Origin of the sequence: Pseudomonas fluorescens, assembly GCF_900636825.1 — a bacterium.
Classification (GTDB): Bacteria; Pseudomonadota; Gammaproteobacteria; order Pseudomonadales; family Pseudomonadaceae; genus Aquipseudomonas; species Aquipseudomonas fluorescens_BG.
Window position 1 is genome coordinate 1,111,713 of record NZ_LR134318.1, and the last position, 26,481, is coordinate 1,138,193.

A 26,481-nucleotide genomic window follows, 5' to 3' on the forward strand; every position below is an offset into this window, starting at 1 on the left:
GATCAGTCAGAGAAACTACCCTGCAGGCGCTCGGCGCGGAACTCCAGGGTTTGCGGACGATAACCGGGACGCAGCGGCGGCAGCGGCAGGCAGTCTTGCCACTCGGCGCCGGCCTGCAATTCACCGGGGCCGCGATAGCGCGGGGCAGTGTATTGATTGTCGGCCAGGTTGACCGTATCGCCCGGCGCATAGGCGGCGATGCGCCAACGCAGTTCGGTCAGCGGCACATCGTTGCCGTTGTTCATTTTCAATTGCAGTGGACGGTCGGCCGGGCATTGCTCGGGAGCGTAGGCAATGCGCAATTCCAGGCGTGCCAGTTGCTTGATCTCGCGGTTGTCCAGCCACACCACCCACATTGCCACAAAGCCCAGGCCGACTGCCGCCGCTACCGACACCGGCAAGGCCTTGGCCGGATAGCGCAGCAACAGGATCAGCCAGGTGATGACCAGCAGGATGCCGATGAACATGTTGGAACACTCCTTGAGTTCGTGCGCTTCATCCTACCGAAGGATGCCGGCGAAGGACATTTATCAGGCACGTGAATGCACCGTTGGTCGGAACTGTAATTTCTGACAGTTGGCACAGCGCTGCCTGCTTGTTCAGATGGCTGCGAGCACCAATGGAAGTGGTCCGAATCATGAGCATTCACAGCAAGACACCAACACTTGCCGTGCGTGATCCGCGCGCGATGGCGATCCTCACGGTCAATTACTGGCGCAACAAAGCATTGGTACCCAGCGAGTCGCGGATCGAGCGAACATTGCTTGATGCTCGCGGCCGCGCGGTCAAGCAATGGGACGCGCGGCTGTGGGGCTCGTTGGCGCAAACGCTGGACACGCCAGCGAGCCTTACTGTGGTCTATTCCTTGACGGACAGCGTACTGCGCTCCGACAGTAATGACGCGGGGACACTCGTCGCGTTGCCTGGTCCGGGCGGCGAAATTCTGTTCGGCTGGGATAGTCGAGGCACCTGTCGCAAAGTCGAATACGATGACTTGTTGCGACCGGTGGCCGTGTTCGAAGAAGGCGTCGATCAACCGAAGAATTGTGTCGAGCGTATGAGCTACGGGCGTCCTGGCAACGGCGACCCCCGCTGCAACCAGCTCGGCCAGTTGACTCGTCATGACGATCCGGCCGGCAGCGTGTTGTTCGACAGCTTCGCGCTGACCGGCCAGTGCATCGAAAATACCCGTTATTTTACCCTCGACGCTGTCAGCCCTGACTGGCCGCTATCGGCGCAAGAGCGCCAGCGCCTGCTTGAGCCGGGGGACGGAGCCACCAGTCAATGGCGCTTTGCGGCATTGGGGCAAATGCTTGAGCAGGTCGACGCTCGGGGCAATCGGCAAACCTTCGGTTCGACCGTCGACGGGCGCTTGCGGGAGGCTCATCTACAGCTGAAGCACCAGCCTGCTGCGCAGCCGATGGTCAGCCAGATTCGATACAACGCTGCCGGGCAGGTGGAGCAAGAATTGGCAGGCAACGGTGTACGCACAACCCTCACGTATCAACCTCGGAACGGTCGCTTGGCCACGCGCCGCGCTACAACCGCCAGCGACAAATTATTGCAGCAGTTGAGTTACGGCTATGACCCGATGGGCAATGTGCTGAGCATTACGGATGAGGCTCTGCCCATTCGCTACTTCGCCAATCAGCGCATCGAGCCGATCAGTGCTTTCAGCTACGACAGTCTCTATCTGTTGAGCGAGGCGAGCGGTTGGGAAGCCGGGGCGACGAACAAGGGGCCGGCGTCTGTGGGACGCATCGATCCGGCAGCTGTCAGTCATTATCGACAAACCTTTCATTATGATGACGGCGGCAATCTGCTTGAGTTGACGCATGATGGCGCGCAAGCGCACGGGCGGCGATTCAAGCCCCTGCCGAACAGCAATCGCGGCCTGCCGTGGCGCAACGACGTGCCGCCGACGGAGGAGCAGATCGCAACGGCCTTCGATGCGCGCGGCAATTTGCTGCAGCTCGATCAAGGACGCTTGGTGCGGTGGAACCTGCGCAATCAGCTGCAATCGATCAGTCCGGTGGAACGGGCCGGCGGCGATAGCGATCAGGAAAATTACCTGTACGACGGCGGTGGTCAGCGAGTGCGGAAAATCCGCTCGTTGCAGACCAACGCGCGTACCGTCATCAACGAAGTGCGCTATCTGCCAGGGCTTGAGTTGCGCATTGATGGCAGCGGCGTTGTTCTGCAGGTCATTGCTGCGCAGACCGGACTCAACGACGTCAATGTCTTGCATTGGGAAACCTCGCCGCCGCCAGGTGGCAATGACCGCTATCGCTACACCTTTACCGATCATCTTGGTTCGGCCAGCCTGGAATTGGCCGAGGAAGCACGAATCATCAGTCAGGAAATCTATTATCCGTTTGGCGAGACGGCATGGAACCGGGAGACCGAAGTCAGTTACCGCACGATTCGATACTCGGGCAAGGAGCGCGATGCCACGGGTCTTTATTACTACGGCTATCGGTATTACATGCCGTGGTTGCACCGGTGGATGAATCCGGATCCGGCGGGGACGGTTGATGGTCTGAATCTGTACAGGATGGTTCGCAATAGTCCGGTGACTTTTTTTGACGAATTGGGCACAAACCCCATATCTAAATCGGCGGTCAAGTCGGCCACGGAGATCTTTGAGAGTTACAGAGGCAATTTTGACGATAAGGACCGAGCGCTTCCCTACAAAATGATGGGTGACATCACGCAGGGAGTTTTGAAGTTAAAAACTGCCAAGGCGTCACCCACAGTAATCGAGAAGACTAAAGCCCAGCGCTTCACCTTGCGTCATTACAGCGTCTATGGAAGTCAGGGAGACACGCCGCCGTTCATGGAGATCGCGTCGAATTTTTCTCTGGTCAACAAGAAATTGAAGACGTTGGGCGGCAAGGGGGGGAATACCAATGAGAAGGATTGGACCAAAGCCGGAAACATGGGCTTCACGTTTTTTTTGTTGGCTATTAACGGGGACGTCAACGAGCGCAAGTTTCTAAGCTCAATGACGCATTACGCTGAATATGACCTCGAGGATGACAAAGCACTTGAGGCCGCACTGGGCAAAGACTTCGACCAGGTAGAATTTTTTGCCTCTCCTGATGTTCTCGACCCGAAACATTCATCGAATATGGAGAGCGTGCCTATGGTCAAGGGCCGGATCAAGGATCTGAAAGCTGTGTTGTTGGGTAATTCGGGTATCAGCCCGGTGCAGGTCGGTCGAATGGATTCCCGCACTCTGCTGAACAGTCTCGACAATGCGTTCCATGGCTCGCTGGAAATCAAAATTCCTGGCTCCGTAAAAGTTGCCAAGTGGCACAAAAAAGCGAACCGTCCAGGCAATTCGCAGTAATCGTAAAAGAGTCCAGCCCGCTGCGGATAGGGGACGCAGTGGGCTGGACGGGGGCTTCTTGTTTTCAGCGAGCGATTATTGCGCGATGGTTTTCACCGACACGCCGCGTTCGATCGGGGTGGAGCGGCCGTAGATATCTTCGAAGCGTTCGATGTCGTCTTCGCCGAGGTAGCTGCCCGACTGCACTTCAATGATTTCCAGCGGGATCTTGCCCGGGTTGCGCAGGCGATGCACCGAGGCGATCGGGATGTAGGTCGACTGGTTTTCGGTGAGCAGGAACACGTTTTCGTCGCAGGTCACTTCAGCGGTGCCGCTGACCACGATCCAGTGTTCGGCGCGGTGGTGGTGCATCTGCAGCGACAGGCACGCGCCCGGCTTGACCGAGATGTGCTTGACCTGGAAACGCCCGCCCATGTCCACCGAATCGTAGGAGCCCCACGGACGATAGACTTCGCAGTGGTTCTGGGTTTCGCTGCGGCCCTGCTCGTTGAGCGTGTTGACCATCTGCTTGACGCCCTGAACCTTGTCTTTGTGGGCGATCATCATGGCGTCCTTGGTTTCGACCACGACGATGTTTTCCAGACCGATCACCGAGACCAGTTTGCCGTTGCCATGGATCATGCAGTTCTTGCTGTCCTGGATGACCACGTCGCCTTTGCTGACGTTGCCGTTGGCATCTTTCTCGTTGACTTCCCACAGCGACGACCAGCAGCCGACATCGCTCCAGCCAGCAGTCAGAGGCACGACGCAGGCGCGCTGGGTTTTCTCCATCACCGAGTAGTCGATGGAATTGTCCGGGCAGCAGGCGAAAGTGGCTTCGTCGAGGGTGACGGTGTCGGCATCCTGCTGGCTGCGCTCGAGAGTCAGCAGGCAGGTGTCGTAGATGTCCGGATCATGTTTTTTCAGTTCTTCGAGGAAGCGGCTGGCGCGGAACAGGAACATGCCGCTGTTCCAGTAGTAGCCGCCGGACTGAACGTATTCAGTGGCGCGTTTGACGTCCGGTTTTTCCACGAAGTGCGAGACGCGGCTGACGCCTTCTGGCAGCAGCGAGTCGCCGGTGGATTTGATGTAGCCATAACCGGTTTCCGGCTTGGTCGCCGGCACGCCGAACAGCACCATTTCGCCGTTTTCGGCAGCGACGGTGGCCAGGGCGAGGGCGCGTTGCAACGCTTTCTGGTCTTCCAGCACGTGGTCGGCCGGCAGGACGAGCATGAGTTCGTCGCGACCTTCATTGACCAGCATCATCGCAGTCACGGCCACGGCCGGCGCGGTATTGCGGCCGAACGGTTCCATCAGGATGCGTTGGCATTCCAGATTGCGATTGGCCAACTGCTCGTTGACGATGAAGCGGTGATCCTTGTTGCAGACCACGATCGGAGTGTCCATGCCTTCGAACACCAAGCGCTCGAGGGTTTGCTGGAACAGCGTATGTTCGCCGGTCAGGGCGAGGAATTGCTTGGGGAACTGCTTGCGCGAAAGAGGCCACAGACGCGAACCGCTACCACCTGACAAGATCACCGGAATCATAATGTTTACTCCATAAAATCAATTTGGTTAGAGCAACGAACGTTGTGTCGTTTCACTCTTGTTTTTGTCTCGTATCCGAAGACGCCGCATCCCCTGTAGGAGCTGCCGAAGGCTGCGATCTGTTGATCTTGATCTTCAAAATCAAAAGATCGCAGCCTCGTTTCACTCGACAGCTCCTACAGGGATCGGCGTCAGTTCGGGAAAAGGGTTAGCGGGTCGACACCGGGCGTTTTACCCAGACTGGCGACAGGTTGCTGCCGTTGCCGGTGACGTACAGCACTGCTGCCTCACCACGCTCCAGCGCTACCGGTTTTACGTCGCCGACTTTCTTGTCACCTTCGTACAGCGCCAGGCTGACTTTCACCGGGTTGATTTCACGCTCGCCACGGCCCTTGGCTGCCACGTTCGGCACCACGTCGGTCTTGCCGTCGGCGGTCTTCAGGGTCAGCGATTTGTCGCTGAGGTTCTGCACGCGCACCAGGGATTTCTGCTTGTTCTTGAACGGTGGTTCTTCGATCAGTTGCGGCGCGCCGGAAGCGTTGTTGACCAGGGTGTAGTAGTGGTCACCGGCAAGTTTGACCGGCAGGGTCTGGCTGCCGACCTTGGCGCTGTAGTCACCGCCCGGCATGAAGCTGAAGTCGCTGCTGGCCAGTGGCGCAACGTCGCTCAGGTTGGTGCTGCCGACAGTGGCGCTGACTTCAGCGTTGCTGGCGTTGTAAATGCGCACGAAGGTCGAGCCTTTCGGTGCGGTCGGGCCGTACAGTGCGGCATCGCCACCGGCGAAGGCAGGTACGGAAAGCACGCTGAGGCCAGCAACCAGTGCGAAGCTTTTAGCGAGACGACGAGGAGTAGTAGTGAAAGTCATGGTGTACCTCTCTTTCAGTTTTGCGCCCGATCGGGCGTCTCGGATTTAGTGTTGATGGCTACGTTTTGTTGGCGGGCGCCGGCTTCTTTGAGCTCTGCGACCCACTGCGGGTCGGCGTCGCCGATTTCGTTGTTCACAGGCAGATATCGTTCAGGAAACTCCCAGATCAGCACTTGTGGCGGGCTGTTCTTGAAGTCATCGCTTTTCAGGTAGCTGAGCATCGGCAGAATCGGACCGTGGCCGTCTTCGGCGTAGTTGACGACGTCACTGTGCAGCGCTTGTTTCAGTGCACCGACGAAGTTCCAGTTAGGGTTGGCGCTGTAGCTGGTGCCGATCAGCGCGACCGGCACTTCGCTGTTGGCGAACAGGGCGTCGTCACCGGCCGGTTGCTCGGCGGCAACAGTGTTGCGTTTGAGCAGTGGCTCCGGCGCCGGCATCATGTTTTCGAACAGCGGATCGAGGGGCAGGAACAGACGCAGATCACCCTTGTGCGTGACTTTCTCCGCAGGCGTCGTGACGAAGCGCTGCGGCTCGCCGCTCAGCGGGAATTTCTCGGCAATGGTTTTCGCCAGCGTGTTCGCGGCGATCTCGGCGCCTTCCGGAGTCCAGTGCGTGTCGGTGCGCAGGAACACTTGCTGACCGTTCTGCTTGGCCTGTTGCAGCGGGCCGAGCAGGTCAGGGGCGAGGATCTTGTCGGCCGCAACACGGGCGTGGAAATCCTGATACAGGTTCTCGTGAATGCTCGAAGGCTTCACTTCACCCAGATGCTCCGGGTACAGACGAACCTTGGCCGGCACGATTGCCATCACCAGTTTCACGCCTTTCTCTTTCAGCGTCTGGCGCACGCCTTCGACCAGCGCGTAGTTGCCTTGCAGGTTCAGTTCTTCGTTGACGATCGGGTTGAATTCTTCATCGCTGTACAACCACTGATCGCGGCCGAGCACGACGCCCGGACGACCTTCGTTGAACAGTTTGAAATCCAGCGCGGCCCAGAGGTTGGTGCCCAGACGCTTGATCGGGAATTCATCGTCATAGTGGGTTTCCACAGCCTTGGTCCAGCGGCCGTTGAGCACCGTCGCATCGGCGTTGGTGCTGAAGCCGAAGAAGCTGCGAACCGACCACAGACCGAGGACCAACAGGGTCACCAGGAACAGGGCGATGTAGAAGATGCGTAATGAGCGGGTCATGTCAGATCCCTCAGAACTGGAAGTAAAGGAACGGCGAGAAGCTTTGCGCCGAAAGTTTGAGAATCGAGGCGATGAACAGCAGCAGGATCAGCCCGCGCATCACGTAGCGCGACCAGTCTGCGGTCCAGTAGGCCGGTTGCACCTGGGCTTCGACGCCGACGGTGTAGCCAGGTTCGTGGATGCTCGCCGGATTTTCCCCAGGCGCTGCCTTGATCATTCCCGGCGTCGCAGTGGCAGGGCCATCGGCCTCGACGTTGACCGCAGGTTTGGTCTTGGCGGGCGGCTGATTGGTGTACAGATCACGCAGGCCGAAGAACGCCAGCGTTACGTAAGCCACCACCAGAGTTGCCACTTGCAGACCGGTCAGGCTGGCCTGATTGAGTTCCGACAGCGACCAGTCGCCGAAGCTGAACATCGCGCCGTACATGCGACCGGCAACGTGCAGGTTTTCGGCACGGAAGATCACCCAGCCCATCACCACCAGCAGGAACGTCAGCGCCCAGCGGATCGGATTGAGGCTGCGCGGCGAAGTGTTCAGGCCCAGTGCTTTTTCGATCGCCAGCCACATGCCGTGCCAGGCGCCCCAGACGATGTAAGTGATGTTCGCGCCGTGCCACAGACCACCGAGCAGCATGGTCAGGAACAGGTTGCGATAGGTCATCAGCGTGCCTTTACGGTTACCGCCGAGGGTGATGTAGAGATAGTCACGCAGCCAGGTCGACAGGCTGATGTGCCAGCGACGCCAGAACTCGGTGATCGACTGGCTGATGTATGGCTGCTTGAAGTTTTCCATGAAGCGGAAACCCATCATCAAGCCCAGGCCGATGGCCATGTCGCTGTAACCGGAGAAGTCGAAATACAGCTGCGCGGTGTACGCCAGCGCGCCGAGCCAGGCATCGCCGGTGGTCGGGTTCTGCAAGGCGAAGCAGTGGTCGGCAACCACGGCGAGAGTGTCGGCGATGAAGACCTTTTTGATGAAACCCTGCATGAACCGTGTGCAGCCCTCGGAGAATTTGTCGAGGGTGTGCGTGCGGTTGTTGAACTGGTCGGCGAGGTCGCGGAAACGCAGCACCGGGCCGGCAATCAGGTGCGGGAAGATCGCCACGAACGCTGCGAAGTCGATCAGGTTACGCGTGGCTGGAGTGTCGCCACGGTAGACGTCGATGATGTAGCTGATCGATTCGAAGATGTAGAACGAAATACCGATCGGCAGCAGCACGTGGGTGAGGATGAACGGCTCCAGACCCACCGACGTCATCATTGCGTTGATGCTGTCGACACCGAAGTTGGCGTACTTGAAGTAGCCAAGGATGCACAGGTCGACGGCCACCCCGAGCAGCAGCCAGCGCTGGGCCGGTTTGGTTCTGACGCCGGCGGCACCGACTTTCAGGCCAATCCAGTAGTTCCACAGCGTGACGGCTGCGAACAGCGCGAGGAAGTCCACTCGCCACCAGGCGTAGAACACGTAGCTGGCGATCAGCAGCAGCAGGTTGCGATAGCGTTGCCCGCTCAAGTAGTACAAGCCGAGAAAGATCGGCAAGAACAGAAACAGGAACACGTTGGATGAAAATACCATCCCGATCTCTCCATGTTTGAACCAACAGTCAAGGGCCAAAGCCCCCCCAAACCCCCCAGGTCAAACCAGAGGGCTAACTCAAATCTCGATGCTTCATGTAGGAGCTGCCGCAGGCTGCGATCTTTTGATCTTGATCTTCAAAAGCCAGATCAAAAGATCGCAGCCTTCGGCAGCTCCTACAGGGTTTTGCATCTGGTGTTACGAGCCTTTATTGCCCTTTTCGTGGGACGGGTCGTAGACCTTGGTCAGGTCGCCGCCGAGGCGGAAGGTCTTGAACGGCTGCATGTCGCGTTTCTTGTCGATCACCTCAGGCGCGCAGGTGTAGAGGGTGCAGAACGGTTCCAGCCAGGCGAATTTCATGTCCTCTTTCAGATCGGTCATGTCCTGCTCTTTGCCGTTCTTCTCTTCGAACGCATCCGGATCTTTCACCCCGGACAACACCCGATCACCCAGACGCTTCAGCGCAGCGTTGTTTTCCTGACGCAAATCGACACCGTTGACCTGGGCGAAACTGGCGATCATCGCCAGCGGCGGCAGGGCGTAGTTGTGATAGGCGAGGGCGCGTTGCTGGCGCTTGAGCTCATTCGGCAGGAAGCCATCGGCATCGACCTGGTTGACGCCGACCTTGTATTCCTTCACCGCCCAGTCAAACAGGTCGCGGCGGTTGGTCGCGACCGAAGTCGCCATCACCGACCAGGCAGCCCAATAGGAGTGGTTGTTGGTTTTTTCCAGCGGCAGGTTGTCCCAGTCGCTGACCACCTGATCGGCCATTTTGCTGAACCAGGCTTCGATCAGCTGCGCTTCCTGCTGGTGCTGGGCCAGTGGATGCGAGTCGGAAAACTTCAGGCGAATGTAAGAAGACGCCATGCTGCCCAGCGCCCATTTGCGCATCGACTTGCCGGTGTGGTTGAAGTCTTTCGACATCAGCGCGTCAGCCTTGGCCCATGCGGTCAACCAGTTGAGCGTGCATTCGAGCTGCTCCGGGCGACCGTCGCGCATGAATTGCATGACGCGCTTGGCGGTACCGCGCTCCAGCGTAGTGATGTCTTTGGTGGTGTCGCGAAAGGCTTTTTCCGACTGCACATTCAGCGTCGCGCGGGCCTTGTCCGAACCTTCGTATTTGCTGCGAAATTGCAGCGGACCGGTGTACGGCGCTGGCATCGCATCGCAGCCTTCACTCTTGTCGCCGGTCTTGAATTTATCCACCGGGGCGAAGTAGCCCTGTGGCGGACGCAGTGGCGCGGCGGCCTGAGTGGCCCCGGCGAACATCGCCAAGCTCAGCAGCGTCGGTGCCAACAGATTTTTCAGTTTCGGATTTCGCATAGCAGACCTCATTGCCCGAGTTGCGCAGTCTGTTGACCAGCGCCCGGGAATACGTTGCGTTTGCAGATTTTCGCTTCGACTTTTTGTGGCGCGGCACCGGGCTTGGCTTCAGGGCCCTGGACTTCAACGGCCAGCAGGTTTTGCGAGGCCCAGTCTTCGTCCGTGCGCAGCTCAAAGGCGAAACGACCGTCGGTGTCGGAAGTTTCCGGTTTCTCGATTTTGATGTCCTCGTGGCGACCGTTCATGTACCAGAGGGTGGCTTGCAGGGTTTTCACCGACGTGTCGGCGAAGCGGATGTCGACCTGATGGCTGGCGTTCTGCAGGTTCAGGTTCTTGCTGTTGACCATCAGTTCCTGTTTGCTGCCCGGCTTCAGCGTGGCGCTGCCGGTCATCTGCGCGTCTTTGCCTTCGCAACCGTTATCGAGCAAGGCCATCATCTGGCGATAGATGGTTTCCTGGTCGAGGCGATACAGCGGCGAGAACTCCCAGATGAGAATCTTCGGCGGGGTCTTCTGGAATTCTTCGCTGCCCAGATATTGCAGCATCGAACCTTCAAAACCGCCGCCGGGGAACGCTACGTTGAGAATGTCGGCGCCGATGGCTTCTTCGAGGAAACCGGCGAAGTTGTAGTTCTTGCCGCTGTGCGAAGTACCGACCAGGGTGATCTGCGGATTGCCCGAATCGCCGAACAGATCGCCGTCGCCTGCCTCACCTTTCGGCTCGGTGGTGAACTGGTCCATGTACTGGATCGCGTAGCTGGTGCCGCACAGTTGCCCGGCCATGTTGTGCAGGGTGCCGGTCTTGCCCATGCGCCCGGACTTCTTGGTCTCGAACTCACGTTTGGGAATGTCGGCGAAGGCCGGGATCTGCTTGACCTTCTCGGCGACGATTTTCGCCGTGCGCTGGGCACCATACGGCGTCCAGTGCTGGTCGCCACGGAAGTAGAAATCGTGGGCGGGCAGGGTGTCCGGCAGCGATTCGTTGGTCAGTGGCGACAGGTCTGGCACGACGTAGCCCATCTTGGCGAAACGGCCGAGCATGGTCTTGTAGTTGCCCAGAGCTTTCTCGTAATCGAACGCGGCTTTTTCCTGCGGGTTGAGCTTGTTGCGGTTCACCAGACCTCGGGTCGGCTGGTATACGATCACCAGCTCCACGCCTTTGCTCTTGAACGCATCGTGCAACTGTTGCAGGCGTTTGTAGCCGGCCGGTGTGGTGTTGAACTCGGTGCGCAGGTCTTCCTGAGTCCGGAACAGCCAGTCGCCCTGGGCCTGCACCAGCGTGGTGAAATTCTGCTGATAACGCGTCGTGTAGTTCTTCGCGTCGTGGGCGGCCGGGCACAGGTTGCAGCACGGCTCGGCGGTGAATTTCGGCGGCGCAACGGTTGCATCGTCAGCGTCGGCGCGGGCGTTGCCGGCAGCGAGAATGCCGAGGGTCAGGGCCGAGAGGCTGAGCAGCTTGATCATGTGTGGGTGCATAAAAATATCCTCAGTCCTGCATTTCGGTCTGGCGTTCGACAGGGTCGATCAGCACGGCTTTCTGCTGGCGTACCAGCAAGTCGAGAATTTCATCCTGGCGCTCGCCGAGGATGCCGTTGAAGCTGATGCCGCTCGATTTGGTCGGCGCCAGCATCGATACGCGATACAGCTCGACACTCAGCGGCGAGTCGATCGACAGCGGGCCGCTGCCATTGGCCGCCAGTTCGCCGCCAACCACGATCAGCGACACCTGCGCATCGAATGGATCGAGCTTGATGTCACGGTCGGTGTCGGTGAGGTCCTTGATGTGGCCGTAAACCCCGGTCAGGCCGTTGGCCATGGCGATGTTTTCGTAGAGGCGGATGTTCACGCTGTTACGAATGCGAATGCCGTGACGGGTATTGCTGATCACCTTGTTGCCCCACAGCAGGTTGTCGGCGGACTCATAGAGCGTGATGCCGTCGGTGTGGTTCTTGTAGATCTCGTTGTAGGCAATGATGTTGTTGACGCTGTTACGGTCGATCACCAGGCCCGACAACTTGTTGTCGAAACTCTTGTTGTTGAAGATGAAGCTGTCGTTGACCTCACGGGAAATGATGATCCCGTGCTTCTTCTTCGTGCCGTGAACGGTGTTCTCGGCAATGATCAGACGGTGCGAGCGGTCATGCGGGTCGATGCCGTAGACGATGTTGTCTTTGTAGGTGTTGCCCTTGACCACAAAGTCGCGGGTTTCGTAGCAGTAGAAGCCGTACCACATGTCCGAGAACTCGGAGCCGACGATCCAGCCGGTCGGCTCGGGACGCTTGAGGACTTTGGCCATGTTCGGCGTGTACTGGGAAATACTCACGCCGTACGACTTACTGTTGGCGTAGCCGAAGCTGGCCATCTTGCTGTTGACGATGTAGGTCTCGGTGCCGCCCCAGGCGAGCAGGAACGGACGGAATTCCTTCGGCGAACGGAACGTCGCGGGGCCGTTGTCCTTTTCGCGCCAGCCGGTGACCTTGGTGTCACGCACGAACAATTGGCCGTCGTTGACCAGGAACGAACCGGCCTCTTGGGACAGGCGCAATTCCTGGGTCTGACCGTCGATTTCGAGGATGCCTTTCTCGCCGACCACGATCGGCAGTTTGGCCAGGTACACGCCCGGGGAGGTCTCGCTGAAATACTGCTTGGGCAGTTTTTTCGCCAGATCCTTGAGGTTCATGTAGCCGTCGTCGATGAAGATGGCCTGCGGGATGCCGTGCTGACGCACCACCCATTCAGCCATCTTGTTGTCACCGCCGATGAAGTCCTTCAGGGCGTTTTCCTGCATCATCCGGCGCACGCTGATTTTGCCCGGCTTGCTGCGCACGATCTTCGCGGCAGCGGCTTCGGCGGTGAAACCGGAGAGGTCGGGCAGGGTCGGCTTGGCCAGTTGCAGCGCGTCGGTCGGCGCGCTGCTGACCGTGTAGGTCTTGGCCTGTTGCAGTTCCTTGGCCACGGTCACAGGTTTGGCCGGTTCAACATTGGCGAAGGCGCCGGCGCTGGCCAGCAGCATCGCGCCGGCCAGCAGGCTCAGTGAGCCTGTTCTGGTGCTGATCATGTCGGGCACTCCCTTGGCGGTTTGCATCAGAAGCGCCAGATCACGTCGATGAATGCGCGGTGCATGTAGGAATCAACCTGGCTGCCGTAGGCATCGCCCGGTTTGAACACACCGCCACGGAAACGCACCAGCGCCGAAGGCTCGTCGATCGACTGGCTCAACGCCGCCGGCAACAGGCCTTGCTTGAAGTACTTGGTGACGACCAGATCCATTTCCTGGCCCAGATCCTTGTTGCCGTCTTCAAGCGGCAGCGAGGTGCTGGAGAGGATCGCGCCGGTGACGTCGTCGGTGTTGTTTTCCACCGCGTTGATGCCATTGCTGCCGACCGGCTTGTTGCCGTCGACACGCCAGAACTTGTGATAGATCAGGCTGGCGTCGTACTCGTCGTTGATCATCCAGGAACCGAACAGGGTGGCGGTCTGCATGTTGTTCATTTCGCCACGGAACGCTTCGCCGAAACGGTGTACGCGCGAGCGAGTGCCGGTGTAGTTGGAGCGGTTGCTTTCCAGACCGGTCTGTTCGTAATCGGCGCTGGCGCGGGCATACGCGCCGCCGACTTGCCATTGCGGATCAAGGCGCAGACGCACACCGATATCGGTGGCCCAGCCGTTGACGTCGTCGCTGCGCTTGGCTTGTGCCGGACGGCTGCCATCGGCGTTCAGCGCGTTGACCGTGTCGCGGTCGCCGCTCATGCCGGTGATGCTGCCCCAGTAATTGACAGTGTTGGTGTTGCGCCAGTTGTAGGCGTCGCTGTCGGCGGTCAGGCCGATCCAGCTGATGTCGCCGTTCTCGGTCTTGTCCAGCGAATCGCGCGGGACACCCGGCTCGGCGTAATCGAGTTTGCCGTCATCGTGAGTGTGATGGCCGCGAATGCCGACCCACTGGCCCGGCGTCCACTGGTAAGCGGCATCGGCGTAAGCGTGCAGGCGATCCTTGTCTTTCGGCGCCAGCTCTTTCAAGTCGGTGCGGTATTCGCTGAAGCGTTCGGCGACGCCGGCGTTGGCGCGCAGCAGGGTGGTGTCGAAGGTCCAGTTCAGCGCTTCGATGTTGGTGTCGCGCCATTGGCCGTCGTCATTGCGCAGGCGCTGGCGACCGAACTTGAGCATCTCGCCAGGGTACGGCGTGAAGCCGCTGTAGCCGACCCAGAACTCGCGCATCGCCAAGTAGTTTTTCTTGGTTTCGCGATCACCGCTGTCGGTGGCTTGTTCGCCATCGGATTGCTGCAGGGTGTCGGTCTCGATGATGTCGGTCGAGGTCACGGCCTGGCCCATCGCGTAGGCGCTCCACGCGCCGCTTTCGCCGTAGATCCACGGACGCAGGTCGAGGCCCACGCCGTTGACATCGCCGCCGCCGGCCGTGCCGAGATCGCGGTCGTCTTCGGACTGGCCGGTGAGTTTCACTTCCAGACCGAAGTTCTTGGTTTCAGTCAACGCAGCCAGTGTCGGGCAAGACCAGATCAGCGCGAAGGTGAGGCCAATACCGGCCTTCACGAATGGGTTCAGCTTCATAGTTTTTCCTCGCCGTCTTCTTCTTGCAGGGCGTGCAGTTGCAGCGTGTTCGAGTTCAGGGCGCCACGGCTGGCCTGTTCCTGTTGCAACAGGCGGCGGGCTTCGGGCAGGCGCTCGGGCGGCAATTGCGCCTCGAGGGTCGCTGCCAGTTCATCGGCTTGCGGGGTGTTCTGCGCCTTGGCCAACTGGCTGAAGACATAGGCGTTCAGCGGGTCAGGCTTGGTGCCTTTGCCTTGGGAAAACAGTTGCGCGATAGCGAAGTCGGCACTGTTCTGCCCGTTGCGGGCAGCGGTCAGCAGATGATCGAGGGCCTTTTGCGGATAGACCTTGCCCAGATAACCACGGCGATAGATCTGGCCGAGGTAGTAATCGGCGGCGACTTCACGGCCGACGGCTTTCTGGAAATGTTCTTCGGCGACTTTGGCGTCGGCCGGGACTATTTTCCCTTCGTAGTAGACCTTGCCCAGGAACAGCTCGGCGCGTGGCTGGTCAGCGGCGCGGCCGTTGTCCAGGTATTTCATCATCTGGTCGACGTCGCCCAGTTCGGGGAAGTCGTACAGCAGTTGCGCGAGGGTGACCCACGACGCCGGGTAGCCTGGGGCGATTGGCTCGAGCAGCGACTGCGCGGTTTTCTCGTCAGTCTTGCCCAGGGTCGAATCGGCCAGCACGCGGGCTACCGAATCGACACGCTGCGCGGTGACCGTGCCACGGCTGTAACCGGCTTGCATTTGCTTGATCAGCTCGGCCTGTTGCTCCGGCTGACCACGCTTCTGGTAAACGGTGGCCAGTTCGACGTAGCAGATGTCGGTGGTGGCGAGCGCGGCTTTGCAGATTTTTTCCACGTCATCCAGGTGCTGATCGTAAGTGCCTTGGGTGCGATACAGCAGCACCTGCGCCAGACCTGCTTCCGGGTAGCCGGATTTGCGCCACTGATCGATCTGCTGCTGAGCGTTGATGTTCGGGAAGCTGTGCGGGTATTGCAGATACAGCATCGCCAGCGGGATCAACGTATTGCCTTCGCCATTGGCGGCGGCTTTTTTCAGCAGGGTTTCGGCTTCGTGGTGCTCGGCTTCGGTAGAGCCCGGTTTTGCAACCAGCAGGCGACCGAGACGTGCCTGAGCGCGCGGCGACACGCTGGCCGCTGCGCGGTAAGTCGCTTCGGCCTGTTTCATCTGCGCCGGGTCGCGGCTGTCGACCTGAATATCGGCCAGGCCGACTTGCGCCTCGCTGTAACCCAGATCGGCCAGTTGCTGATAATTCTGCGCAGCCGTGGCGGTGTCGCCACGCTTGAGCGCTTCATTGGCCAGACGCTGATCGGGCAGACCGGCGCAACCGGCCAGAGAAACTGCCAGCGCCAAGGCACAGATGGGGCCCTTGTGGGAGCTGGCTTGCCAGCGATTCAGGCGACTCGGTGTTTCAGCAAGACCGTATTGATCCAATCGCTGGCAAGCCAGCTCCCACAGGGATCGCGGCGTTCTGAAAAGACTGGTGATAGTCACAGGCATGTCCTCGACTTAAAGACCGGCAGCCATGGCTTTGTCGATCAGCCAGTTCAGGTTCGGGCCACGGTCGCTGTTCACTTCCACCGGGCGACCGGCGAGGCTGCTGTCGAGCGGCTCGTCAGGCTGGATCTGTACGCGGATATCGGAGGACAGGTCGGCGCTTTTCAGGCTGGTGCTGCTGACGATCTTGCCGGTGCGGGTCTTTTCTTCGCCGGCGATCTGGAAGCTCACCGGGGTGCCCGGACGCACATCGCCGAACTGGCGATAGGAGAAGCGTGCTTCAACGTTGGCCTGGGTGTTGCGTGGCACCAACTGGAAGATCACGTCGCCCTTGCTCGCGTACTGACCGTCAGCCACCAGTTGCTGGGCCACGGTGCAATCGCACGGCGAAGTCAGGGTGCCGGTCATTTGCTTGCCGAACAGTTCCTCAACCTTGGCCGGTGCCAGTTGGTCTTCTTCCAGATGACCTTTGAGCACATCGAGCATGCTGGTGCTGAAAGTCGCCAGCGGTGCGCCTTTGGCGGCAACACCATCGGATTTCACCAGGCTTTGCACGGTGCCGTCACGCGGCATGGTGATGTTCATTCCCGGCACGCTGACCAGACCGGCCTGCGCATGGCTGACGAAATACATGCCGTACACCGACTTGAAAATGAAACCGGCAGCGACCAGGCCAACGGCGAAAATACCGGCGCTGAACGTGACGGCCTTCAGGCGACCGAACGCGGTCATGCCGGTGTCGTTGGTCTTGTTCTTGCGCGCCTTGGTGAAGTTGTCACGCTGCAGGGTCGCGAGCACTTCGCCGATGCTGACGATGTCGCCGGCCAGGTGCGAAGTGATCAGGTGACGCAAGGTCGAAATGTCCTGCGGCTCGAGGTTCTGGAACTGGCAGCCGGCGCGGCCGGTGGCGCGATCAAAGGAACGCACCTGCAGTTCAACGTCCATGGCCAGGCCGAGGTTGTCGATGACAAATTGCAGACGCGCCTTGTATACCTCGCCGATGGTCAGCGGCATCTGCCCGGCGTTGAACGCCAGACCGCCAGCCGACAGATCGAGAACACGCGCTTCGAGCGGAGTCCGGTCAGGGCCGAAGAAACGCAGCTTGGCCGGGATTTTCACGCGAGCGTGCTGGCGCTGGGCTTCGGATTCATGCACTACGTTGACGTTGACGGCGGTATTCATAGGGGCGATTTCCTTGTTAATTCAATAGGAGCGGGTCAGACCATCATCAGCAGCACGGCGACAAAAATGCTGCCGGCGGAGAAGGTCATGGTCCGAGACGACCAGGTGTTGAACCAACGTTGAAAGCTGGCGAGATCACGGGTCAGGGATGTGGGCTGGCGAGTCCAGGATTGTTGGTCGAGGCGGAAGAACACGTAGATCTTCACCAGCGCGCCAACGATCTGGTTGTAATACAGAATCGCCGGGTAAGCGGGGCCGATGCGGTGGCCGGAACACGACAGCAACAGCGTCAGGATCAGACGGGTGATGCCGATCCACAGCAGGTACACGAGGATGAACGCGGTGCCGTACTTGAAGCTGGCGATCAGCGCGACGGTCAGGCCCAGCAGCGAAGTCCACATCGACACACGCTGGTCAAACAGCACCACCGAAGTGAAAGCACCGAGACGACGGATACCCAGGCCCAGTGCGCGCGAGTTCTGGCGCAGGTTGTTGCCGTACCAGCGGAACATCAGCTTGCGGCTGGCCTTGATGAAGCTCTTCTCTGGCGGGTGCTCAACGGTGTTGATCGCGGCATCCGGCACGTAGAAGGTGTCGTAACCCAGACGCATCAGGCTGAACCAGCTCGACTTGTCGTCGCCGGTGAGGAACTTGAAGCGGCCCAGACGCCAATGCTGCAGCGAGTCGCTTTCAACGTCGGCGATGAATTCCGGATTGGTCACCACGGAGGCTTTGAATACCGACATCCGGCCGGTCATGGTCAGCACGCGCTTGGACAGGGCCATCGAGCACATGTTGATGTGGCGCTGGGCGAAACGCAGCTTGTGCCATTCGCTCATGATGTAGCCGCCGCGCACTTCGCAGAATTCGTTGGTGGTCAGGCCGCCGACATTGCCGAACAGCTGGAACCACGGCACGGTCTTGCGCACGACGCCTTCGCCGAGCACGGTGTCGCCGTCGATCACGGCCACCACGGCGCGGTCGTCCGGCAGGTGACGGGAAATCGCGCGGAAACCGAACGCCAGACCATCGCGCTTGCCGGTGCCGGGAATGCGCACGAAGTCGAGCTTGACGCGCTCCGGCGGATTCATCCGTGCCCACAGCGCCTTGACCAGCAACTCGTCGGACATTTCCACGATCGAGCAGACAATGGTGGTCGGCAGTTCGCAGTCGATGGCTTCGCGGATCACCGAGCTGTAGACCTGCGCGGTTGTCAGCGCGTCAATACGAAAGCTGGTGACCATCAGAAACACATGCGACGGGTCGGCCGCTTTACCCAGCTTGCGCACTTTGCGGCGCAGATGCGGGTAAACGATGTAGAGAAAAATCATGCCGCGCACAAAGTGCGTTGCACCCATCGAGTAGCGCCAGATACCCACGGCGCCAATCAGGAAAATGAAGTCCTTCGACTCGGAGTCGAATGTGGACGTGGGCAGCATCAAGGCCAGGCCCATCAACAAACTTAGGTAAAACAGCCAACCGGCGGCCTGAAGTAGGCCGTGTTTTAGCCTGTGCATAATCTGCATCCGTCTCTATCTCGGGCTGGGCCCGATGGGGTTAAGGCAGGCTTACGAAAAAATTGCGATGTCACGCGCAATTCTGGCGATCCCGGTAGGAGCTGCCGAAGGCTGCGATCTTTTGATCTTTTTGGGTGTTCACTCACGACTCAAGTGACCCCGGTAAAGATCGCAGCCTCGTTTTACTCGTCAGCTCCTGCATCGGGTTCACACAGTCAGTGCGCGGCGACGCGGTATGCGGCGCCGCGCAATGTCTGCTTACCAGCAGATCCCTTCGGTACGGGTGCCGGCGTCGGTGGCCTTGGCCATGAAGCCGACCAGGTCGATGACCTGTTTGCCGTGCGGCGCCTGTTGAGCCAGCGAACGGAATTTCTCGTCGCGGTTGCCGAGGATGATCACGTCGGAGTTGTCGATCACCGAATCGAAGTCCGAGTTGAGCAGGGACGATACGTGCGGGATCTTCGACTCGATGTAGTCTTTGTTCGCACCGTGAACACGGGCGTACTCGACGTTGCTGTCGTAGATGCTCAGGTCGTAACCCTTGCCGATCAGCATTTCGGCGAGTTCAACCAGCGGGCTTTCGCGCAGGTCGTCAGTGCCGGCCTTGAAGCTCAAGCCAAGCAGGGCGACTTTGCGTTTTTCGTGGCTTTCAACGATGTCGAAAGCGTTCTGCACTTGCGATTCGTTACTGCGCATCAGCGAGTTGAGCAGCGGCGCTTCGACGTCCAGGGAACCGGCGCGGTAGGTCAGCGCACGCACGTCTTTGGGCAGGCACGAACCGCCGAAGGCGAAGCCTGGGCGCATGTAGTACTGGGACAGGTTCAGCGTCTTGTCCTGGCAGACCACTTCCATCACTTCACGACCATCGACGCCGACCGCTTTGGCGATGTTGCCGATCTCGTTGGCGAAGGTCACTTTGGTCGCATGCCAGACGTTGCAGGTGTACTTGATCATTTCGGCAACGGCGATGTCCTTGCGGATGATCGGTGCGTCGAGTTCTTCGTACAGCGATTGCAGAACGTCGCCCGACGCGGTGTCGAACTCGCCGATAACGGTCATCGGTGGCTGGTCGTAGTCAGCAATGGCGGTGGATTCACGCAGGAATTCCGGGTTGACCGCAACGCCGAAGTCGACGCCAGCCTTTTTGCCCGAGCAGTCTTCCAGAATCGGGATCACCACGTTGGCCACGGTGCCTGGCAGCACGGTGCTGCGTACGACGATGGTGTGGCGGGTGGTTTTTTCACGCAGGACAAAACCGATCTCGCGGCACACGGCCTCGATGTAGTTCAGTTCCAGGTCGCCGTTCTTTTTGCTCGGCGTGCCGACGCAGATCATCGACAGGTCGGTATCACGAATCGCCTCGGCGAAGTTGGTCGTGCCGCGCAGACGACCGGTCTGGATACCCTGTTGCAGCAGTTCGCCCAGGCCTGGTTCTACAATCGGCGATTTGCCGGCGTTAATCATGTCGATCTTGTCTTTGGCAACATCGACGCCAACTACGTCATGGCCCCGTGCAGACAGGCAACCGGCACATACTGCGCCAACGTAACCCAAACCAAATATGCTGATGCGCATCGCAATTACCTCTGTATATATCAGGCCTTAGAGGGCCGGAGTTAATGGTGTTCAGCGGTCACTAGTGCACTCGGAAGTGCGGCTTACAGGCGCCACAATGCCGTGTGCAGGCATACAAAGTTCCGAGTGTCTAATAAGTGCACTCAAGATGTGCGCAACTAGGCCTTGTTGTTATGACTTGCCCTGTTATGCAGCGGATCTTCCGTGCGGGAAGACTCTTGTGCAGTCGTGTAGCCTGCTCGACGTCCGGTAGGGGGCCGGTAAATCAAGCAGTTAGGTGCTCAGGCGAGCACGTTTATAGGGGCGCGGCCTTGGCCTTTGTAGGGGATATAAATGGTGCGTATCTCCTGTCCTTCGATTGTTTTGAGACTAGTTAGTCATCCGGGCAAGTTGTTGTGACAACTTGGTTACATGGCTATCTGCTCTACGTAAGTTATCTCTTACAGAAACGGCGAGAATCGTTACCGGTGGTATGAGCTACGCATTTCGACATAGTTCCGGTCCACTCATCGTGCCAGCGGAAATTTTTTGAAATATTGATCAAGATGGCACTAGTTTCAATTTGATAGCACTTGCGATTTCGCCCTTTACTCTTGGGGGTATAAACGGCGTCGATAGTTTTGTGCCACTACAGGTAAAAAATTTACGTGCCACTACTGAAAAAAAACTTCAGTGTCGAGTGAAACTAAAATTAGAAAAGGGCGTGTGGTTTTATTGGCGCCACGAAATTGGCGATATGCGGCGGGGGAATTTTGACTTCGGGCGGAGTGCACGACTCTCAGCGAAAAGAGTCGTGCAAAGGGCATGCTTTATTCGGGGGCGTGGTCGCGCAAAAACACCAGATTGTCCGGTTTGGAATGCTCGGCGCTGTAGCGGTAACCCTGCTCGTCGAATTGCTTGAGCTGTGCTGGATCGTTGATACGTTCCTGAATCACGAAACGGCTCATCAGACCGCGCGCTTTCTTCGCGTAGAAACTGATGATTTTGTACTGGCCGTTCTTCTGATCCTTGAACTCGGTATTGATGATCCGCGCGTTCAGGGCGCTGCGCTTGACGGCCGAAAAGTATTCGTTCGAAGCGAGATTGAGCAGCACGTCATCGCCCTGTTCGGCCAGTGCTTCATTCAGCCACTCGCTGATTCGTGTGCCCCAGAATGCGTACAGATCCTTGCCCCGGGCATTGGCCAGTTTGGTGCCCATTTCCAGGCGATAAGGCTGCATCAGGTCCAGCGGGCGCAGCAAGCCATAAAGGCCGGAAAGCATGCGCAGGTGCTTTTGCGCGTAATCGAATTCAGCTTCGCTGAACGATTGCGCATCCAGACCGGTGTAAACATCGCCTTTGAACGCGAGCAGCGCCTGCTTGGCGTTTTCCGGTGTGAATGCCGGCGTCCAGCTGCCGAAACGCGCGGCATTAAGACCGCCGATCTTGTCGGATACGTGCATCAACTCGCTGATCTGCGCCGGGCTCAGTTCGCGCAACTGCTGGATCAATTCCTGGGAATGGTCGAGGTATTGCGGCTGAGTGAAGCGCTGGGTCGCCGGCGGTGTTTCGTAATCGAGGGTCTTGGCGGGGGAAATCACCATCAGCATGAAGTCGTCTCCTTTAATCGTGGGGGCGATTCTAGGGGGTTGTCGGTGTTGACTCCAGCTATGGGGGTTATAGGCAGGTGTAAGGTCGGGCATTTGCGACGGCTGGTGGATTTTTTTCCCTCACCCTAACCCTCCCGAAACGTCGGACCGCCCAAAGGGAGAGGGGACCGACCGAGTGGTTCTTTCGATTTACGCCGACATGATCTATCGAGTTGAACTCAAATTTTGAAATCAACGGAGATCGGCTCCCTCTCCCCTAGGGAGAGGGCTGGGGTGAGGGTAGCGTCCGTGAATGTTGCACATCAGCTATAGTGCCGCGCGGGTTTTGTTATGGAGACACCCCTTTGCGCATTGTTCTTTTATTCTCCGCGTGGCTGCTCAGCTTGGCCGCCGCGGCGGCGCCTGGTGATCCGGCGACGCTGGATCGCACGACCTGGCCGGAGCAGCTCAGCAGTCCGACATTGTTCGACGTGGCCTCGCGGGCGGAAATTCTCATGTTCGCCAGAGGCCTGCTCGGCACCGAATCCATCGACGAGGCGGCACTGGCCCAGCGCCTGGGCCTGCGCACGGTCAATATCGATGCGATCAACAGCCTGCGCCAGCGTCTCTGGCAGCGTTTGTTGAGCAACTACAACTACGCCCAGCAAAGCTGCGATCAGGATGCCTCGTTCTGCTTCCTCGTCGAAGATCTGCCGAGTCTGCGTGAGCAGGCTGCCAAGTTTGCGGTCAGCGATGACAGCTATTACACCAAGTGGGCCGAGCCGAGCCGCATTTTCCATTTGCAGTATCTGGACGAACTGATGCGCAAGGCCGCGCTGTCGCCGCAGACCAGTAACGAATTCGATCGTTTCGGTGACTACGAGCGCAACGGCGACGACATGCATGACCGCCTGTTTCTGCTGACCTTCGACAGCGCCGCCAATGTGCAGCCGGACAATACCGACTGGCTCACCGAGTACCTGCGCAAGTCCAATCTGAGCGCGACGTTCTTCGTGTTGGGCAAGGATGTTCAGGCGCGACTGGCCGATCGCTCTGTCAGCAGCCTGCAGGCGGGCTTCTCGAAACAATGCGTCGGCGTCCAGGGTTGGGAGTTTCGCTCCCACAGTCATTGGCAGGACTGGCAGGATTCGGTGCGCCGCAGCGCTGATCTGGTGAAGAACAAGTTGCCGGAAAACTACGTGCCTCTGTTCCGTCCGCCGGAAGGGCAGCGCCGCAGTGACGCTCAGGGTTTCTTCAATACCCAGGGCCTGCAAGTGGCACTGTGGGACATCGATGCTCAGGACGCTGCCGGCAAACTGAAGGGCGCGCCGAGTGCGCAACGGGTGTTGACCCTGATGCTGCTATGGCGCCACGGCGTGATCAATTTCAATATGAAACAGGACGCAGTGAAGACCTCGTTGCCGTGGTTGATCACGCAAACGGCGCAGAGCGGCATCGGCTGGGAAGACTGCCAGGACGCGTTTCGCTGACATACGGAAAAAGCCCGGAAACATTGGGCTTTGGGCAATTTTTTCGAAGAATTTGCTGCAGGTGGACTTCCGACTCTAACGGTGTCGCGACGGTCCGCCAAGGGCTTTTCGTCACTTTGCAAAATAAACTTAAAAAAACCGTCAAAGTACTTTTTTATGTCATCGGTTTTGGAGTATTACGAAGACAGACCGCCGAAACCTGCAACACAGGTGGCGTCTTCCAAGACCCGTTTGTTTGCAGTCACTTGAATCTCCGCAGGTGAGATTCGGCAGTCACTTCGAGGCGCAGCACCGCTCAGGTATTGCGTCTACTGGCTCTGACAAAGGTGACCGAGTATGGATGATCACGGACGTAGCCCTTCCTCCAACCAGCCAATCCTGTATGTACTCGATACCAACGTATTGATTCACGATCCTAATGCCCTGCTGAATTTCGAAGAACACCACGTCGCTATCCCGATGACCGTGCTTGAAGAGCTGGACAAGCTCAAGAGCGGGCATCACAGCGTGGCCGCCGAATGTCGTCAGGCCATCCGGTTGATCGACAAGACCCTGGGCGATGCATCCCCCGAAGACGTCGAACTGGGTGTGCCGATCCAGCGCGGCAAAGGCGGACCGAAGGGCTTGCTGTCAATTCTGATGAGCAAGCAGGCTGAATCGAACCTGATTTTGCCCGAGCACCTCAATGACAACAAAATCATCAACCAATTGATCGACCTGCACACCCGCGATCCGCAGAAACCGGTGGTGCTGGTCACCAAAGACATCAACATGCGCCTCAAGGCGCGCGCCTGCGGTATTGCATCCGAAGACTACAGCACCGACCAACTGGTCGACGACGTTTCCCTGTTGCCCAACGGCTACCACAACATGACCGGCTCGTTCTGGGACCGCGTGAGCAAGGTTGAAACCCGGCAAGACCATGGCCGCACCTGGCATCAAGTGCAGTTGATCGACAATTTGCCCGCGGTGCACATCAACGAATTCATCATTGATGAACAGGGTTTCGTCGGCTGGATCAAGGAGATTGAAGAGGACAAGCTGCTGATCCTCGACCTGCATCAGGAACCGCTGCTGCATCAGGAGGCCTGGGGGCTCAAGCCACGCGACATCTATCAAAGCCTGGCGCTGTACGCGTTGCTTGATCCGGACATTCATCTGGTCAATCTGTCTGGCGCCGCCGGTTCCGGCAAAACCATTCTGGCGCTGGCTGCGGCGATCGAGCAGACCATGGTCAGCAAGCGTTATCGCCGCATCATCGCCACCCGCAGCGTGCAGGGCCTGGATCAGGAAATCGGCTTCCTGCCCGGCACCGAAGCGGAAAAAATGGAGCCTTGGCTGGGCGCCATCACCGACAACCTCGAAGCCTTGCACATGGATGACGAAAACACCCATGGCAGCGTCGACTATATCCTCAGCAAAGTGCCGTTGCAGTTCAAATCGCTCAACTACATTCGCGGTCGCAGCTTCCAGCAGAGCTTGATCCTGATCGACGAATGCCAGAACCTCACGCCGCACCAGATGAAGACCATCATCACTCGCGCTGGCGCCGGTTCCAAAGTGGTGTGCCTGGGTAACCTGGCACAGATCGACACCCCTTACCTGTCCGCGACCAGCTCCGGGCTGACCTACCTGACCGAACGCTTCAAGGATTTCCCCAACGGTGTGCACATCACCCTGCAAGGGGTGCCTCGCTCGATCCTGGCCGAATACGCCGAATCTCACCTCTAAGAGGAGTAGCGACAAGCTTCAAGCCGCTAGCTACAAGTGGTCCGAGTGAACTTCACTTGCCGCTTGAAGCTTGCGGCTTTCGGCTGTTTAAATGCGAGCTTTCCTGACGCCTGCCTACCGCGCTTTTAACTTGCCGCTTGTAGCTTGTCGCTCGCAGCTGCCTCAAGGAGGCCCCCGTGCTGACTCATCTCGATTCCCAAGGTCGCGCCAACATGGTCGACGTCACTGAAAAAGCCGTGACGTTCCGTGAAGCGACGGCTCAAGCGCTGGTGCGCATGCTCCCCGAAACTTTGCAGATGATCGTCAGCGGCGGCCATCCCAAGGGCGACGTGTTTGCCGTGGCGCGCATTGCCGGCATTCAGGCGGCGAAGAAAACCAGCGATCTGATTCCGCTGTGCCACCCGCTGATGCTCACCGGCGTCAAAGTCGAGCTCAGCGCTGAAGGTGAAGATAGCGTGCGCATCGTCGCCCGCTGCAAGTTGTCCGGGCAGACCGGCGTCGAGATGGAAGCGCTGACCGCCGCCAGCGTCGCCGCCCTGACCATTTACGACATGTGCAAAGCCGTCGACCGTGGCATGACCATCGAGAGCGTGCGTTTGCTGGAAAAAGTCGGCGGTAAGAGCGGCCACTTCCAGGCGGAGCAGCCATGAAACTGACTGTAAGATTTTTTGCCCGTTACCGCGAGGCACTGGGCGTGGACTCGGTGAAGGTTGAAGGTGATTTCGCGACTGTCGACGACGTGCGAGCACTGCTTGCGCAACGAGATGGCGCCGAGGTGTTGAGCGAGCAGAACCTGATGTGCGCACGCAACGAAGATCTCTGCCAACTCGATGAGCCTGTCGCCGACGGCGATGAAGTGGCGTTTTTCCCCACTGTGACCGGAGGCTGAACATGGCGATTCGCGTGCAGGCCACGCCGTTCGATCCGGGCGCTGAAGTCAACGCGATGCACGCGGCCAATGTCGGTGTAGGCGCGGTGGTGAGTTTTGTCGGTTACGTGCGCGACTTTAATGACGGACTCGATGTGGCGGGGATGTTTCTCGAGCATTATCCGGGCATGACCGAAAAAGCCCTCGGCAAGATCGCCATCGAAGCCGAACAGCGCTGGCCGCTGTTGAAACTGGAAGTGCTGCACCGCATCGGCGCGCTTGAGCCGGGCGAGCCTATCGTCTTCGTCGGCGCCGCCAGCGCCCACCGCCAGGCTGCATTCGACGCCTGCGCCTTCGTCATGGACTACCTGAAAACCCGTGCGCCGTTCTGGAAGAAAGAAAACACCAGCGATGGCCCGCGTTGGGTTGAAGGGCGGGACAGCGATCATGCAGCGGCGGATCGCTGGAAGAAGTAAATCAAAAGATCGCAGCCTTCGGCAGCTCCTACATAGGGTCGGCATCCACCTGTAGGAGCTGCCGAAGGCTGCGATCTTTTTGCTTCTGCCCCCGAATTGACGATTTGTACATATAAGTCCAATATGGATTTACAAGTACAAAATGCTTCAATCTTGCCGCTCGTAGCTCCCCGCTCG

The 26,481-nt window shown here is 58.8% G+C and carries 20 protein-coding genes; 6 read left to right on the forward strand and 14 right to left on the reverse strand.

All coding sequences use genetic code 11. From position 1 onward, the window contains the following. Positions 1 to 2: 2 nt before the first annotated feature. Positions 3 to 467, reverse strand: a complete 465-nt coding sequence (locus EL257_RS05020) for a multidrug transporter (RefSeq protein ID WP_126360364.1) — start codon at positions 465 to 467, stop codon at positions 3 to 5. A 170-nt stretch (positions 468 to 637) separates the two neighbouring features. Between EL257_RS05020 and EL257_RS05025 the strand changes: the two genes are divergently transcribed. Then, positions 638 to 3,352 (forward strand): RHS repeat domain-containing protein, encoded by a 2,715-nt coding sequence (locus EL257_RS05025; protein ID WP_126360366.1) that lies wholly within the window; start codon positions 638 to 640, stop codon positions 3,350 to 3,352. Positions 3,353 to 3,427: 75 nt separating this feature from the next. On the opposite strand, the gene EL257_RS05030 is transcribed toward EL257_RS05025, so the two are convergent. The 13 genes from EL257_RS05030 to yaaA all read right to left on the reverse strand — a co-directional run bounded on the left by EL257_RS05030 (position 3,428) and on the right by yaaA (position 21,760). Continuing rightward, positions 3,428 to 4,879 (reverse strand): mannose-1-phosphate guanylyltransferase/mannose-6-phosphate isomerase, encoded by a 1,452-nt coding sequence (locus tag EL257_RS05030; RefSeq protein WP_126360368.1) that lies wholly within the window; start codon positions 4,877 to 4,879, stop codon positions 3,428 to 3,430. Positions 4,880 to 5,087: 208 nt separating this feature from the next. Beyond that, positions 5,088 to 5,744, reverse strand: coding sequence for an alginate O-acetyltransferase AlgF (locus tag EL257_RS05035; protein ID WP_126360370.1), 657 nt, complete (start codon positions 5,742 to 5,744; stop codon positions 5,088 to 5,090). Between the two features lie 14 nt (positions 5,745 to 5,758). Further along, positions 5,759 to 6,931 (reverse strand): alginate O-acetyltransferase, encoded by a 1,173-nt coding sequence (locus EL257_RS05040; protein ID WP_126360372.1) that lies wholly within the window; start codon positions 6,929 to 6,931, stop codon positions 5,759 to 5,761. 10 nt (positions 6,932 to 6,941) lie between these two features. Continuing rightward, complete coding sequence (locus EL257_RS05045) at positions 6,942 to 8,507, reverse strand: MBOAT family O-acyltransferase (RefSeq protein WP_101159309.1); 1,566 nt, start codon at positions 8,505 to 8,507, stop codon at positions 6,942 to 6,944. 198 nt (positions 8,508 to 8,705) lie between these two features. Beyond that, positions 8,706 to 9,830 (reverse strand): mannuronate-specific alginate lyase, encoded by a 1,125-nt coding sequence (locus EL257_RS05055; protein ID WP_126360374.1) that lies wholly within the window; start codon positions 9,828 to 9,830, stop codon positions 8,706 to 8,708. 8 nt (positions 9,831 to 9,838) lie between these two features. Further along, positions 9,839 to 11,305 carry an alginate O-acetyltransferase gene (locus tag EL257_RS05060; RefSeq protein WP_126360376.1) on the reverse strand — a complete coding sequence of 489 codons (1,467 nt, stop codon included), beginning with the start codon at positions 11,303 to 11,305 and terminating at the stop codon, positions 9,839 to 9,841. Between the two features lie 10 nt (positions 11,306 to 11,315). Next, positions 11,316 to 12,887: a mannuronan 5-epimerase AlgG gene (gene algG, locus EL257_RS05065; RefSeq protein WP_126360378.1), complete on the reverse strand. Its 1,572-nt coding sequence runs from the start codon at positions 12,885 to 12,887 to the stop codon at positions 11,316 to 11,318. A gap of 26 nt (positions 12,888 to 12,913) precedes the next feature. Beyond that, a complete protein-coding gene (locus EL257_RS05070) occupies positions 12,914 to 14,395 on the reverse strand; it encodes an alginate export family protein (RefSeq protein WP_126360380.1) in 1,482 nt (493 codons plus the stop codon). Next, on the reverse strand, positions 14,392 to 15,894 hold the full coding sequence (gene algK / locus EL257_RS05075) for an alginate biosynthesis TPR repeat lipoprotein AlgK (protein ID WP_269471993.1): 1,503 nt from the start codon (positions 15,892 to 15,894) through the stop codon (positions 14,392 to 14,394). Before algK ends, EL257_RS05070 begins: the two co-directional genes overlap by 4 nt. 15 nt (positions 15,895 to 15,909) lie before the next feature. Continuing rightward, positions 15,910 to 17,079, reverse strand: coding sequence for an alginate biosynthesis protein Alg44 (locus tag EL257_RS05080; RefSeq protein WP_126360382.1), 1,170 nt, complete (start codon positions 17,077 to 17,079; stop codon positions 15,910 to 15,912). A 35-nt stretch (positions 17,080 to 17,114) separates the two neighbouring features. Then, positions 17,115 to 18,596, reverse strand: a complete 1,482-nt coding sequence (alg8, locus tag EL257_RS05085; protein WP_371924006.1) for a mannuronan synthase — start codon at positions 18,594 to 18,596, stop codon at positions 17,115 to 17,117. Positions 18,597 to 18,854: 258 nt separating this feature from the next. Next, positions 18,855 to 20,171 (reverse strand): nucleotide sugar dehydrogenase, encoded by a 1,317-nt coding sequence (locus EL257_RS05090; protein ID WP_126360384.1) that lies wholly within the window; start codon positions 20,169 to 20,171, stop codon positions 18,855 to 18,857. A gap of 809 nt (positions 20,172 to 20,980) precedes the next feature. After that, positions 20,981 to 21,760: a peroxide stress protein YaaA gene (gene yaaA / locus EL257_RS05095; RefSeq protein ID WP_126360386.1), complete on the reverse strand. Its 780-nt coding sequence runs from the start codon at positions 21,758 to 21,760 to the stop codon at positions 20,981 to 20,983. A 344-nt stretch (positions 21,761 to 22,104) separates the two neighbouring features. Here yaaA and EL257_RS05100 point away from each other — a divergent pair, with 344 nt between their 5' ends. From EL257_RS05100 to moaE, 5 genes are all read left to right on the forward strand, one after another. After that, complete coding sequence (locus tag EL257_RS05100; protein WP_126360388.1) at positions 22,105 to 23,229, forward strand: polysaccharide deacetylase family protein; 1,125 nt, start codon at positions 22,105 to 22,107, stop codon at positions 23,227 to 23,229. A 336-nt stretch (positions 23,230 to 23,565) separates the two neighbouring features. Further along, positions 23,566 to 24,960, forward strand: a complete 1,395-nt coding sequence (locus EL257_RS05105; RefSeq protein ID WP_126360390.1) for a PhoH family protein — start codon at positions 23,566 to 23,568, stop codon at positions 24,958 to 24,960. Between the two features lie 176 nt (positions 24,961 to 25,136). After that, positions 25,137 to 25,610: a cyclic pyranopterin monophosphate synthase MoaC gene (moaC, locus tag EL257_RS05110; protein WP_008080206.1), complete on the forward strand. Its 474-nt coding sequence runs from the start codon at positions 25,137 to 25,139 to the stop codon at positions 25,608 to 25,610. Further along, the gene (gene moaD / locus EL257_RS05115; protein ID WP_126360392.1) at positions 25,607 to 25,849 is read left to right on the forward strand and encodes a molybdopterin converting factor subunit 1; all 243 of its coding nucleotides are present in this window, start codon (positions 25,607 to 25,609) and stop codon (positions 25,847 to 25,849) included. Before moaC ends, moaD begins: the two co-directional genes overlap by 4 nt. A gap of 2 nt (positions 25,850 to 25,851) precedes the next feature. Further along, positions 25,852 to 26,304 (forward strand): molybdopterin synthase catalytic subunit MoaE, encoded by a 453-nt coding sequence (gene moaE, locus EL257_RS05120; RefSeq protein ID WP_038357637.1) that lies wholly within the window; start codon positions 25,852 to 25,854, stop codon positions 26,302 to 26,304. Positions 26,305 to 26,481 lie beyond the last annotated feature (177 nt).

Bases quoted from the DNA above. Each gene is read 5' to 3' on its own strand.
- EL257_RS05020 (WP_126360364.1), bottom strand. From the start codon at position 467: ATGTTCATCGGCATCCTGCTGGTCATCACCTGGCTGATCCTGTTGCTG.
- EL257_RS05025 (WP_126360366.1), top strand. From the start codon at position 638: ATGAGCATTCACAGCAAGACACCAACACTTGCCGTGCGTGATCCGCGC.
- EL257_RS05030 (WP_126360368.1), bottom strand. From the start codon at position 4,879: ATGATTCCGGTGATCTTGTCAGGTGGTAGCGGTTCGCGTCTGTGGCCT.
- EL257_RS05035 (WP_126360370.1), bottom strand. From the start codon at position 5,744: ATGACTTTCACTACTACTCCTCGTCGTCTCGCTAAAAGCTTCGCACTG.
- EL257_RS05040 (WP_126360372.1), bottom strand. From the start codon at position 6,931: ATGACCCGCTCATTACGCATCTTCTACATCGCCCTGTTCCTGGTGACC.
- EL257_RS05045 (WP_101159309.1), bottom strand. From the start codon at position 8,507: ATGGTATTTTCATCCAACGTGTTCCTGTTTCTGTTCTTGCCGATCTTT.
- EL257_RS05055 (WP_126360374.1), bottom strand. From the start codon at position 9,830: ATGCGAAATCCGAAACTGAAAAATCTGTTGGCACCGACGCTGCTGAGC.
- EL257_RS05060 (WP_126360376.1), bottom strand. From the start codon at position 11,305: ATGCACCCACACATGATCAAGCTGCTCAGCCTCTCGGCCCTGACCCTC.
- algG (WP_126360378.1), bottom strand. From the start codon at position 12,887: ATGATCAGCACCAGAACAGGCTCACTGAGCCTGCTGGCCGGCGCGATG.
- EL257_RS05070 (WP_126360380.1), bottom strand. From the start codon at position 14,395: ATGAAGCTGAACCCATTCGTGAAGGCCGGTATTGGCCTCACCTTCGCG.
- EL257_RS05080 (WP_126360382.1), bottom strand. From the start codon at position 17,079: ATGAATACCGCCGTCAACGTCAACGTAGTGCATGAATCCGAAGCCCAG.
- alg8 (WP_371924006.1), bottom strand. From the start codon at position 18,596: ATGCACAGGCTAAAACACGGCCTACTTCAGGCCGCCGGTTGGCTGTTT.
- EL257_RS05090 (WP_126360384.1), bottom strand. From the start codon at position 20,171: ATGCGCATCAGCATATTTGGTTTGGGTTACGTTGGCGCAGTATGTGCC.
- yaaA (WP_126360386.1), bottom strand. From the start codon at position 21,760: ATGCTGATGGTGATTTCCCCCGCCAAGACCCTCGATTACGAAACACCG.
- EL257_RS05105 (WP_126360390.1), top strand. From the start codon at position 23,566: ATGGATGATCACGGACGTAGCCCTTCCTCCAACCAGCCAATCCTGTAT.
- moaD (WP_126360392.1), top strand. From the start codon at position 25,607: ATGAAACTGACTGTAAGATTTTTTGCCCGTTACCGCGAGGCACTGGGC.
- moaE (WP_038357637.1), top strand. From the start codon at position 25,852: ATGGCGATTCGCGTGCAGGCCACGCCGTTCGATCCGGGCGCTGAAGTC.